Source organism: Streptomyces sp. NPDC007084 (genome assembly GCF_040703595.1).
In the GTDB taxonomy this organism is placed as follows: domain Bacteria; phylum Actinomycetota; class Actinomycetes; order Streptomycetales; family Streptomycetaceae; genus Streptomyces.
This window is the reverse complement of record NZ_JBEYFY010000025.1, coordinates 1-12,016: the sequence shown is the minus strand read 5'-3', so window position 1 is coordinate 12,016 and position 12,016 is coordinate 1. Positions and strand designations below refer to the sequence as shown.

Annotated in this window: 10 protein-coding genes; 8 read left to right on the top strand and 2 right to left on the bottom strand. The window is 73.1% G+C overall.

Annotated elements, in window-relative coordinates; translation table 11 throughout:
• Window positions 1-269: 269 nt before the first annotated feature.
• Window positions 270-2,195 carry a hypothetical protein gene (locus AB0912_RS20985; protein ID WP_366701849.1) on the top strand — a complete coding sequence of 642 codons (1,926 nt, stop codon included), beginning with the start codon at window positions 270-272 and terminating at the stop codon, window positions 2,193-2,195.
• 228 nt (window positions 2,196-2,423) lie between these two features.
• On the opposite strand, the gene AB0912_RS20980 is transcribed toward AB0912_RS20985, so the two are convergent.
• The gene (locus tag AB0912_RS20980) at window positions 2,424-3,263 is read right to left on the bottom strand and encodes a hypothetical protein (RefSeq protein WP_366701847.1); all 840 of its coding nucleotides are present in this window, start codon (window positions 3,261-3,263) and stop codon (window positions 2,424-2,426) included.
• A 125-nt stretch (window positions 3,264-3,388) separates the two neighbouring features.
• On the opposite strand from AB0912_RS20980, the gene AB0912_RS20975 reads away from it, so the two are divergent.
• The 4 genes from AB0912_RS20975 to ilvD all read left to right on the top strand — a co-directional run bounded on the left by AB0912_RS20975 (window position 3,389) and on the right by ilvD (window position 8,376).
• Complete coding sequence (locus tag AB0912_RS20975) at window positions 3,389-4,321, top strand: Ppx/GppA phosphatase family protein (protein ID WP_366701845.1); 933 nt, start codon at window positions 3,389-3,391, stop codon at window positions 4,319-4,321.
• Window positions 4,322-4,714: 393 nt separating this feature from the next.
• Window positions 4,715-5,539: a sugar phosphate isomerase/epimerase gene (locus tag AB0912_RS20970; RefSeq protein WP_366701843.1), complete on the top strand. Its 825-nt coding sequence runs from the start codon at window positions 4,715-4,717 to the stop codon at window positions 5,537-5,539.
• Between the two features lie 163 nt (window positions 5,540-5,702).
• Entirely contained in the window at window positions 5,703-6,329 is a 627-nt protein-coding gene (locus tag AB0912_RS20965; RefSeq protein ID WP_366701841.1) for a TetR family transcriptional regulator, read from the top strand.
• Window positions 6,330-6,522: 193 nt separating this feature from the next.
• Window positions 6,523-8,376, top strand: coding sequence for a dihydroxy-acid dehydratase (gene ilvD / locus AB0912_RS20960; RefSeq protein WP_366701839.1), 1,854 nt, complete (start codon window positions 6,523-6,525; stop codon window positions 8,374-8,376).
• Between the two features lie 64 nt (window positions 8,377-8,440).
• Here ilvD and AB0912_RS20955 read toward each other — a convergent pair whose 3' ends face one another.
• Window positions 8,441-10,597, bottom strand: a complete 2,157-nt coding sequence (locus AB0912_RS20955; protein ID WP_366701837.1) for a serine/threonine-protein kinase — start codon at window positions 10,595-10,597, stop codon at window positions 8,441-8,443.
• A gap of 148 nt (window positions 10,598-10,745) precedes the next feature.
• On the opposite strand from AB0912_RS20955, the gene AB0912_RS20950 reads away from it, so the two are divergent.
• The 3 genes from AB0912_RS20950 to AB0912_RS20940 all read left to right on the top strand — a co-directional run.
• The gene (locus AB0912_RS20950) at window positions 10,746-11,078 is read left to right on the top strand and encodes a hypothetical protein (protein ID WP_366701835.1); all 333 of its coding nucleotides are present in this window, start codon (window positions 10,746-10,748) and stop codon (window positions 11,076-11,078) included.
• A gap of 86 nt (window positions 11,079-11,164) precedes the next feature.
• Window positions 11,165-11,449, top strand: coding sequence for an SH3 domain-containing protein (locus AB0912_RS20945; RefSeq protein ID WP_366701993.1), 285 nt, complete (start codon window positions 11,165-11,167; stop codon window positions 11,447-11,449).
• Window positions 11,450-11,506: 57 nt separating this feature from the next.
• The coding region (locus AB0912_RS20940; RefSeq protein WP_366701833.1) for an EamA/RhaT family transporter at window positions 11,507-12,016 on the top strand (510 nt) is incomplete at its 3' end.

Genomic DNA, 12,016 nt, shown 5'->3' with positions numbered 1-12,016 from the left:
CTACGGTCGCCAGGCGAGGGCGGACGCCGGTCACTCCGCTCCCTCGGGCCCCACGAGCCCCCTGTGCCCCGGTGCCACCCCCGCGCGACGGAACCTCCGGGGTCTCGCCGCGGGTGATCTGCCATCGACTGCCATCGCCGCCCGTGACGGCCCAGGCCAGGGGATCGGGGGGAGGTGTCCCCTATTGAGGGATCGTTTCACCCGTACGGATTAAATGTGCTCAAGGTGGCGGAAGTGGCCACCGTCGGGCACCTACGGTCGCACGGGTGATGAGCAGCAGTCCGGAGACCTCCACGCACACCACCGGCGCACACCGGGCGCACGGAGCCGCGCGCAAGCGGACGGCCGTGCCCCGTGGCGCGACCCCCCGCGGCCTGGCCGAGCGGCCCCCCGCGCGGTACGAGCCGTACCTGGACGGCCTGTTCACCTACTGCCTGTCCGTGCTGTGCGACCACGACGCGGCGACCGCGGCCCTCGCGGACACCCTCGCCCTCGCCGAGCGCCGGGGCCCGCGCGGCCCGGAGTCCGGCGCCGACCGCAGGGCCTGGCTGTACGCGCTGGCCCGCTGGTCCTGCCTGCGCAAGCTCACCGAGGCGCGGCGCAGGCGCCAGGCGGCGCACGCCTCCGGCCGCCACGCCCCCCGGCAGCCGCAGCCGCAGCCGCAGCCGCAACCGCAGCCACAGACGCCCGCGCGGTCGCAGCCCGGGCAGCCGGCCGGGAAAGGCGACCCGCCGGCCGGGGGAGCGGCGGGCGGTGTCGGCGCCGGCACCGGCGCCGGCGTCGGGGAGGCCGGGCCCAGGCCGTCGCACCGGGCGGCGCACAAGGCCGCCGCCGACCGCCGCGCCGCCGAGGCGCTGAGCGTCGTCCCGCTCTCCGAGGAGACCCAGGCGCGCCGCCGGCACGAACTGGCCCTGCTGGCCTGGCCGGAGGCCGCGGGCACGACCCCTGAGCAGCGCGAGGCGCTCGAACTCGCCGTCCGCCACCAGCTCGCCGCCCACGAGGTCGCCGCCGTCCTCGGCATGGACCTCGCCGGCACCCGCGAACTGCTCGCCTCGGCCGCCTGCGAGGTGGAGCGCACCCGGGCCGCCCTCGCCGTCGTCGAGACGGGCACCTGCCCCAGCGTCGCCCGGCTCACCGGAGACAGCCGGCTCGTGCTGAGCACCACCCTGCGCAGCGAACTGGTCCGGCACGTGGACGACTGCCCGCGCTGCCGCCGTACCGCCGAGCGCGCCGTCCCCGGCACCTGGCCCGGCACGAGTGTCACGCCCGCCGCGCTCCCCGTCCTGGAGGCCCCGCAGGCGGAACTCCGCGCGGCGATGGCGCACGCCCCGCGCGCGCGGGGGAGCGCTCCGCGTTTCGACCGGCGGGGCTTCCCGATGGACCCCAAGGACCACGCGGCCCGGCGGGACCGGATGCGCGCGCGTGCCCTCACGACGGCGATCGTCGCCACCGTCGTCGCGGCGCCCGTGGTCGCCCTGTGGGCGGCGTACCGGGGGGCGCCGCTGACCGGCGAGGGCGTCGACGGCCGTCCGGCCACCGCGAGCGAGGCCCAGGACCCCGACGGCCTGGACGCCGGCCGCGCGGGCGGCTACGAGAACGCGGGCAACGCCAGTTCCCGCCCCGACTCCCGCTTCACCAAGGGCAGCCGCTCGCCCGACGTCTCCGTGGAGGTCGTCAGCCCGCCGGGGGACAAGGAGGGGCACCTCGCGGTGGCGGCCGGCACCGACGGCGACACCACCCTCGTCACCCTGAAGGCGTCCGGGAGTTCACCGGTCCACTGGTCCGCCCGCACCGACGCGGCCTGGCTCTATCTGAGCAAGGCGTCGGGAACGCTCGAACCGGGCGAGTCGTTGACGATCAAGGTGTACGTCGACCATCTGCACGAGCCGCTGGGCCACTGGCGGGCCCGGGTGTCGATCGCCCCGGCGGGCGCGGTCGTCACCATCGACGGGTTCGGGAACGCCCGCCCGACCCACCCCGGCGGCCACCACGGGCACGGGCATGGGCATGGTCCCCGTCCGACCCCGAGCGCGACCGACTCGTCCGGGCCGGGCCCGACACCGCCCCCGACCGGCCCCGACCCCTCCGACAGCCCGGCCGACCCGTCACCGACGCCCACCGACTCCTCCCCCTCGGACCCCGACGGCTCGACGCCCCCGCCGAGCGACGGCGGCGACGCGAGCCCGTCTTCGTAAGACCGTCCGCGCGAGGCGGGGAGGACCGTCCGCGCGAGGGGGTCCGACCCGGGGACTCGGCGCACCGGGACGGGCCCGGCGTCCAGGGGCGGCGGGGACTCGGCGCACCGGGTCGGACCCGGCGTCCAGGGCCGGCGGGGACTCGGCGCACCGGGACGGGCCCGGCGTCCAGGGCCGGCGGGGACTCGGCGCACCGGGACGGGCCCGGCGTCCAGGGAGGGCGGAGACTCAGCGCGCCGGGTCGGCGGGATGCGGGGCCAGCAGCGGCAGTTGGGAGGCCAGACGCTCCTCGCACAGCTCGACCAGCCGGTCGTATCCCGCCTTGCCCATCAGCTCGACCAGCTCAGGCCGGTACGAGACGTACACCGGGTCGCCGGCGCCGTGCGCCGAGGTCGCCGACGTGCACCACCAGTGCAGGTCGTGACCGCCCGGACCCCAGCCCCTGCGGTCGTACTCGCCGATGGAGACCTGGAGGACCCGGGTGTCGTCGGGCCGGTCGATCCACTCGTACGTGCGGCGCACCGGAAGCTGCCAGCAGACGTCCGGCTTGGTCTCCAGGGGTTCGCGCCCCTCCTTCATCGCCAGGATGTGCAGCGAGCAGCCCGCGCCGCCGGCGAAGCCGGGACGGTTCTGGAAGATGCAGGAGCCCTGGTAGGGGCGGGTCTGGCGCTCGCCGTCCTCGTCCTCGGAGACCCAGCCGGTCGCCGTGCCCACGTCGTGGTGCTGCCAGATCTCCGGAGTGAGCCGGGCCACGTGCTCGGAGACCCGCTGCTCGTCCTCCTCGTCGGAGAAGTGGGCGCCCAGGGTGCAGCAGCCGTCGTCGGCGCGGCCGGCCTGGATGCCCTGGCAGCCGCTCCCGAAGATGCAGTTCCAACGAGAGGTCAGCCAGGTCAGATCGCACCGGAAGATCTGCTCGTCGTCGGCGGGATCGGGAAACTCCACCCACGCGCGAGCGAAGTCGAGTCCCTTCTCGTCGCTCTTCATCGCCGCCTTCTTCGACTTCGTGGCCTTCGCCTGCGAAGAACCCGTGGCTGATTTGTCGGACTTCGCCTTTTTCGTCTTTGGCACGGGTCCAGGGTAAGTCGCTTCCGGCCCCTCCGGGGACGCCCCGTCCGCCCCGCGCAGATCACCCTTTGACAAGGGCTTTCGCCCCGCCCCACGCGAAGCGCCGCGCGGGCAGTAGCGTTCCGTACATGAGACTCGGTGTCCTCGACGTGGGTTCGAACACGGTGCATCTGCTGGTGGTGGACGCCCACCCCGGCGCCCGCCCGCTGCCCGCGCATTCGCACAAGGCCGATCTGCGGCTCGCCCAACTGCTCGACGAGAGCGGGGCGATCGACCCCGAGGGCGTCGACAAACTGATCGAAACGGTCCAGGAGGCGCTGGTCGCCGCCGAGGACAAGGGCGTCGAGGCCCTGCTGCCGTTCGCGACGTCGGCCGTCCGCGAGGCGAGCAACGCCGACGAGGTCCTCGCGCGCGTGCAGACCGAGACCGGTGTCGAGCTTCAGGTCCTCACCGGCGCGGAGGAGGCCCGGCTGACCTTCCTCGCCGCCCGCCGCTGGTTCGGCTGGTCGGCGGGCAAGCTGCTCGTACTGGACATCGGCGGGGGCTCCCTGGAGATCGCGTACGGCATCGACGAGGAGCCCGACGCGGCGGTGTCGCTGCCGCTCGGCGCCGGCCGGCTCACCGCGGGCTGGCTGCCCGGCGATCCGGCGGACCCGGCGGACGTACGGGCGCTGCGGCGTCACGTACGGACCCAGATCGCCCGGACGGTCGGGGAGTTCAGCCGTTTCGGCGCGCCCGACCATGTGGTGGCCACGTCCAAGACGTTCAAGCAGCTCGCCCGTCTCGCCGGCGCGGCCCGCTCCACGGAGGGCCTCTACGTCCAGCGTGAACTGAAGCGCCGCTCCCTGGAGGACTGGGTTCCGCGCCTCACCGCGATGACCGCCGACGAACGGGCGGAACTCCCCGGCGTCTCCCCGGGCCGCGCCCGCCAGCTCCTCGCCGGCGCGATGGTCGCCGAGGGCGCGATGGACCTGTTCGGCGTGGAGACCCTGGAGATCTGCCCGTGGGCCCTGAGAGAGGGAGTCATCCTCCGCCGCCTGGACCAAATGGAATCCGAGTAGCCACGGGCGGCACCTCCCATGCGCCGGAGCCCCCCAGGGGCGCGGGAAACCGCGCGACCAGCCAGCGCTGGACCGACACCACCGGTGACTATGGAATCGGGGCTGAGCGAAGGGGATAAGGGGCGCGGGGAACTGCGCGATCAGCCACGATGCCCCCGCACCGGCCAACGGAGAATTCCCCCACGGCGGCGGTCCGGCACCACCGGTGACCATGGAATCGGGGCTGAGCGAACGGATTTAGGGGCGCGGGGAACTGCGCGAACGCCCCCACCCCGCCCCCACCCCACCCGCACCCGGGCAGACAAGCTCACCTCCGGACGGGAAGGACCCCCGGCCGGCCAACCCCGGCCAACCCCCACCCACCCGCCGGAGCCACCCCGTACCCTGTCCCTCGTGGCAGAACCAGTCGTACGGATCCCGGATGCGAAGGTCGCGCTGTCCACGGCGTCCGTGTACCCGGAGTCGACGGCGACGGCCTTCGAGATCGCCGCGCGCCTCGGCTACGACGGAGTAGAGGTCATGGTGTGGACCGACCCGGTCAGCCAGGACATCGACGCCCTCCGCCGCCTCAGCGACCACCACAGGATGCCGATCCTCGCCGTCCACGCCCCCTGCCTGCTGATCACGCAGCGCGTCTGGTCCACCGACCCGTGGACCAAGCTCCAGCGCGCGAAGGCCGCCGCCGAGAAGCTCGGCGCGAGTACCGTCGTGGTGCACCCCCCGTTCCGCTGGCAGCGCCAGTACGCGCGTGACTTCGTCACCGGCATCTGGCGGATGGCGGACGAGACGGACGTCCGGTTCGCCGTCGAGAACATGTACCCCTGGCGCTACCGCGACCGCGAGATGCTCGCGTACGCCCCCGACTGGGACGTGACCAAGGACGACTACCGGCACTTCACGATCGACCTGAGCCACACCGCCACCGCCCGCACGGACGCCCTCGCGATGATCGGCCGCATGGGCGACCGCCTCGGCCACGTGCACCTCGCGGACGGCAACGGCTCCGGCAAGGACGAGCACCTGGTCCCCGGCCGTGGCAGCCAGCCCTGCGCCGAGCTGCTCGACCACCTCGCGCAGTCCGGCTTCGACGGTCACGTCGTGATCGAGGTCAACACCCGCCGCGCGATGTCCAGCGCCGAGCGCGAGGCCGACCTCGCGGAGGCCCTGGCCTTCACCCGCCTCCACCTCGCCTCGGCCGTGAAAGTCCCCCGCCGATGAGGACCCCGCACCCCCGCCGCACCACGGCGGCCCCTCACGGCCGCCGTACGAAGGCCCGCAACAGCTGCCGTACGAAGGCCCCCAGCACCCGCCGTACCAGGGCGAACCGCTACGGCTGCCGTACGCAGGCCCCCCGCCCCCGCCGCACCAAGGCCCCCCGCGCGTGACGGACGCCGCCCCCCGCCGCGGCCGGGGACGCCCCACCCGTACGCAGACCGAGGCGGGCCCCGCGACCCGCGACCGCATCCTGGACGCGGCCCGCGAGGAGTTCTCCGCGCGCGGCTACGAGAAGACGTCGGTGCGCGGCATCGCCAAGGCCGCCGGTGTGGACTCCGCGCTCGTCCACCACTACTTCGGCACCAAGGAACAGGTCTTCGAGGCGGCCGTCGAGGGTGCCATGGCCCCGGCGCTCGGCGCACCGGAGACGATCGTGGACGGCCCGCTGGACGGCGTCGGCGAACGCCTGACCCGCTTCTTCTTCGGCGTCTGGGAGAACCCCACGAGCCGTACGCCGCTGCTCGCGATCGTCCGCTCGGCGGTGAACAACGACACCGCCGCCGCGGTCTTCCGCCGGCTCGTCGCCGCGCAGCTGATGCGCCGGATCGCGGCCCGGCTCGACGCCCTCGACGCCCCCGACGCGGAACTGCGCGCCGAACTGGCGGCGGCCCAGCTCGTCGGGGCGGCGATGCTCCGCTATGTGATCAGGATCGAGCCGCTGGCCTCGGCGGACATCGAGCGCATCGTGGCGGCCGTGGCCCCGGTGGTGCAGGGACACCTGACGAACCCATGAGCGAGCGGCCCGCCGTACGACCCGGTTCCGCCCCGCCGAAACGGCGCTGACCTGCGCGTACACCTCATCCCCGTAACCGCTGTACGAGACGGATGTCCCGCGATCCGGACACCCTGTCCGGATCCTGGAGCACCGGCGTAGGCTCGACAGCAGCCACATTTCTCCTCATGCCTCCCCGAAGGAGCGAGCGACGATGCCCGAGCTGAGGTCCCGCACAGTCACCCACGGCCGCAACATGGCGGGCGCACGCGCCCTGATGCGCGCCTCCGGTGTACCGGGCGCGGACATCGGACGGAAGCCGATCATCGCGGTCGCCAACTCCTTCACGGAGTTCGTCCCGGGCCACACCCACCTCCAGCCGGTCGGCCGGATCGTCAGCGAGGCCATCACGGCGGCCGGCGGCATCGCCCGCGAGTTCAACACCATCGCGGTCGACGACGGCATCGCGATGGGCCACGGCGGCATGCTGTACTCGCTGCCCTCCCGCGACCTGATCGCCGACTCGGTGGAGTACATGGTCGAGGCGCACTGCGCCGACGCCCTGATCTGCATCTCGAACTGCGACAAGATCACCCCCGGCATGCTGATGGCGGCCCTGCGGCTGAACATCCCGACGGTCTTCGTCTCCGGCGGCCCGATGGAGTCCGGCCGCGCCACCCTGGTCGACGGCACGGTCCGCACGCTCGACCTGGTCGACGCGATCTCCGACGCCGTGAACGACAAGATCTCGGACGAGGACATCCTCCGTATCGAGGAGAACGCCTGCCCGACCTGCGGCTCCTGTTCCGGCATGTTCACCGCCAACTCGATGAACTGCCTGACCGAGGCCATCGGCCTGAGCCTGCCCGGCAACGGCTCGGTCCTCGCCACCCACACCGCCCGCAAGGGCCTGTACGAGGACGCGGCCCGCACGGTGGTCGACATCACGCGCCGCTACTACGACCAGGACGACGAGTCGGTCCTGCCGCGCAACGTCGCCACCCACGCCGCCTTCGAGAACGCCATGGCGCTCGACATCGCGATGGGCGGTTCCACCAACACGATCCTGCACCTGCTGGCCGCCGCCCAGGAGGCCGGTGTGGCGTTCGGCCTGGACGAGATCAACGAGGTCTCGCGCCGGGTGCCGTGCCTCGCCAAGGTCGCCCCGAACGTGGCCAAGGACCGTACGTACTACATGGAGGACGTGCACCGCGCCGGCGGCATCCCCGCCCTCCTCGGCGAACTGCACCGCGCCGGTCTGCTGAACGAGGACGTCCACTCCGTGCACAGCCCGTCGCTGTCCGACTGGCTCAAGACCTGGGACGTGCGCGCCGGTTCCCCGTCCCCGGAGGCGGTCGAGCTGTGGCACGCGGCCCCCGGCTGCGTCCGCTCCGCCGAGGCATTCTCCCAGTCCGAGCGCTGGGAGGCGCTGGACGAGGACGCCGAGAACGGCTGCATCCGCTCCGCCGAGCACGCCTACTCCAAGGACGGCGGCCTCGCGGTCCTCAAGGGCAACCTGGCGGTCGACGGCTGTGTGGTGAAGACGGCGGGCGTGGACGAGTCGATCTGGACGTTCGAGGGCCCGGCGGTCGTCTGCGAGTCGCAGGAGGAGGCCGTGGAGAAGATCCTCAAGAAGGAGATCACCCACGGCGATGTCGTCGTCATCCGCTACGAGGGCCCCAAGGGCGGCCCCGGTATGCAGGAGATGCTCTACCCGACCTCGTTCCTCAAGGGCCGCGGCCTCGGCAAGACCTGCGCGCTGATCACCGACGGCCGCTTCTCCGGCGGCACTTCGGGACTGTCCATCGGCCACGCCTCTCCGGAGGCCGCGTCCGGCGGCACGATCGCCGTCGTCCGGGACGGCGACCGCATCCGCATCGACATCCCGAACCGCTCGATCGAACTCCTCGTCCCCGAGGAGGAGTTGGCGGCCCGCCACGAGGCCCTGAACGGCGTCTACGCCCCCGCGAACCGCGACCGCAAGGTCTCCGTCGCACTCCGCGCGTACGCCGCGATGGCGACGAGCGCGGACAAGGGCGCGGTGCGGGACGTCTCCAAGCTGGGCTGAGCGCCCGCCGGAACACCACGAAGGGGCCCCTCCCGCCGGAGCGGCCCCTTCGCCGTCCCGCCCGTCACCACCGCGAGGGGTCCTTCCCGTCGACCGCGAAGAGGGAGCCGTCGGGGGAGGTGGCGTAGATCCTGCCGTGGGTGGGGAGGGGGGCGGGGAGCACGTTGACCAGCGAACCCCGCTCGCTGCCCAGCCGCGCCCGGGTCTGCCCGAGCAGGGTGCCCCTGGCTGCGTCGACCGCGAGCAGCCGTCCGTCCGCGGCGCTCAGGTAGACGCGGTCACCCGCCGGGACGGGCGCCGAGGCCCAGGAGACGGACGTCTCCAGCCGCCACCGCTGGGTGGCCGACTTGGTGTCGACGGCGACCAGCGCGCCGCCGTCGCCCAGCAGATAGGCCGTGTCCCCGCGTACGGCGGTCTGCGCCGCGGGAAGCGGCAGCCGCAGCGGGATACGCCGGTCCGTCCGGTCGGCGACGTCGTACAGCACGACGGCGTCCGTCGCCTGATAGGCGTCCGTCGAGGTGAACCAGAGCGTGCCGTCCTGCGCGTGGACGAGGGTCAGCCCCGGGTCGACACCGCGCTGCCACTTCACGTCACCGGTCTCGGGGTCCACCGCCGTCACAGTCGTGCGCGTTCCGCCCGCGGTGACGGCGTACGCCAATGTGTCCCCGTAGGACGAGAACCTCGGCACCCCCTTCTTCCCGGGGAGTGCGTGGTGCCACAGCTTTCTGCCGGTCGCCGCGTCGAGGCCGGTCACCTCGCCGTGCCGGTCGGTGAGCAGGACGACACCGCCGGCGTGCGCGATCCCGCCCCCGTAGCGGGTGGTGTCGAGGCCCCAGCGGGTCTCCCCGGTGGCGGGGTCGAGGGCCGTGATCCGGCGTCCACCGCTGCTGATGACCTGGAGCAGCCCGCCGGACAGCACCGGGCCGCTCGTCACGTCGTCACTCCGCGCGGCGGTGTCCGGCCGCGACCACAGCACCTTGCCGCTCACCTGGTCGACGGCCGCTGCCAGCAGCCCGCGCCGAACGCAGTACAACCGTCGCCCGTCGGCAGCGCACAGCGGCTGGCCGGAGACCTTCGCTCCCCGGGCGCCCGGCTTGACGTCCCACGGCGCGAAGGCCGCGCCGGCCGTGGGCCGGGCCGGTTGGTCCCGCGCCGCCGGAGCCGTCGTTCCGCCGACGCGGGCGATGGAACCGACGGCGACGGCGAGCCCCACAAGGGCCAGAGCGGCGAACAGCCGCCGGCGCCGCCCGGACCCTTTGCGCCCGGCCGTGTGCGTCGGGTCCTCGGAACCCTCCGGGCGCGCGGGCGCCGCGGGCCGGAGCCGGAACGCCCGCCGCTCCGACTCCCCGTTCCCGGAACGCTGTTCGGGTATGAACGCCCGGGTGTCGTACGACGCCGAGACCGAACGCAGCGCCGTCATCAGCTCGTCCGGGGTGGGCCGGTCCTCCGGCTCCTTGGCGAGACAGCGTGCGACCAGACCGGCCAGTTCGTCCGGCACCCCTGTCAAGTCCGGCTCGTCGTGCACGACTTGGTACGCGACCAGATACGGACTGTCCGAATCGAAGGGCCCGCTCCCGGTGGCGGCGTGCACGATCAGCGAACCGAGGGCGAACACGTCGGCGGCGGGCCCCACATGCCGTGGTTTGCGGAACTGCTCCGGCGCCATGAACGGCGGAGTGCCGATCAACTTGCCGGTCTCCGTGCGCAGTTCGCTGTCGGCCGGCCGGGAGATGCCGAAGTCGATGACTTTCGGACCGTCGTCGGCCAGCAGGACGTTGCTGGGCTTGAGGTCGCGGTGCACGACCCCGGCCCGGTGGATGTCCCGCAGGGCCTCGGCGAGCCCGGCCATGAGGTGCCGCAGCCGGGCCGAGGGCAGCGCGCCGTTCCGCTTCACGTGCTCGGCGAGGGTCGGGCCGGGGATGAACAGGGTTGCCATCCACGGGTTCTCGGCCTCGGGATCGGCGTCGACCACGGGTGCGGTGAAGGCCCCGCTGACCCGGCGGGCGGCGGTGACCTCCTGCCGGAACCGGCCCCGGAACTCGGGGTCCTGGGCGAGCGCGGCGTGTACGACCTTGACGGCGAGCCGCAACCCGGAGGCGGAGCGCGCCAGATGGACGATGCCCATGCCACCGGAGCCGAGTTCCGCCTCCAGCAGGTACTGCCCGGCATAGCGCGGTTGTTCCGCTTCCGGGTCCGTACCGGTGCTGCGCTGTGGCGGCATCACTCACCCCCGTGGGTTCGACCGCATGCGCGACGCGCAGAGCCTAGTCGATCCCGCGTACGAAACATCGGCGGCTTGCTAGCCTCTGCGCGCAGCTCGATTTTGGCGTGAACCAGTCACGTCAGTCATCCACTGGGGGGAGAACGAAATGGCCACCGAAGACAGCACGGAAGACAGGGCCGTCACGGCGTCGACGGAAGGGGCGGAAGCCGAACCGCTCGCCGCACAGGCGCTCCGCACGTACCCGATCGCACCGGGCGTCGCCCTGAACGTCCGCAGCGGACCGGGCACCCACTACCCGGTCGTCCGCACCATCCCCGCGGGCTCGTCCGTCCCCATCCGCTGCCAGTGCCCGGGCGAGTCCGTCACGGGCCCCTACGGCACCTCGAAGATCTGGGACAACATCGCCAACGCCCAGTTCGTCGCGGACGCCTACATCTACACGGGCAGCGACGGCTACGTCGCCCCGAAGTGCTCCTGACGCCTTACGACAAGCGGAGGAAGACCGTGAAGATCGTGTCAGCCAGACGGGCCGCCCTGCTCGGCGGGGCCACGGCCGCGCTGCTGATGGTGGCGGGGGCCACCTCCCAGGCATCGGCCGCCCTGCGTACGTACCCGGTCGCACCGGGCGTCGCCCTGAACGTCCGCAGCGGACCGGGCACCGGCTTCAGCATCGTCCGCACGCTGCCGGCGGGTACGAGCGTCCCGATCTACTGCCAGTGCCCCGGGGAGTCCGTCAGCGGCACCTACGGCACGAGCAAGATCTGGGACAACATCTCGAACGGACAGTTCGTGTCCGACGCGTACATACAGACGGGCAGTGACGGTTACGTCGTCCCGAAGTGCTCCTGACCGGGGGCACCCCACCAGGTATCCCGCCGCGCGCGGCGCCGGGGCGATAATCGTCGGGTGAGTGACAAGACGACGACCCCCGGAACCGCGGCCGGCACCCCCGTGGGCCCCCGCCCCGAGCCGCTGCGTTTCTTCGGGACGACGTGGGTGGAGCACGACGGCGGCTACGCCGGCCGGCGCGCCGGCGTGGCCGTCGGCTCGCTCGCCGCCGCCGTGGCCGCCTGCTTCGTGCTCCGCTTCGCCTACCAGGGCCTCGCCATCGCCGACGTCGGCAAGCCCGTGACCGTCCTGCTCGTGGTGATGTTCGCGGTGTGCACCGCCCTCGCGTTCCGCCACACCTGGGACTCGTTCACCACGCGCCCCGACCCCGAGCGCCAGGCCTCCCTCCGCGGGCTCCTCGCCATCGGCTTCGTCGGCACCCTGCTCGCCTACGCCTTCCGCTCCGTCACGGAGGCCCCCGGCGAGCAGCTCCACCGCCAGGAGTACGAGACGGCGAAGGAGCGGTACGCCCGCCGCGGCACACGCCGGACGGGCAACCCGTCGAAGGCGAGGAAGGGCCGCAAGGCC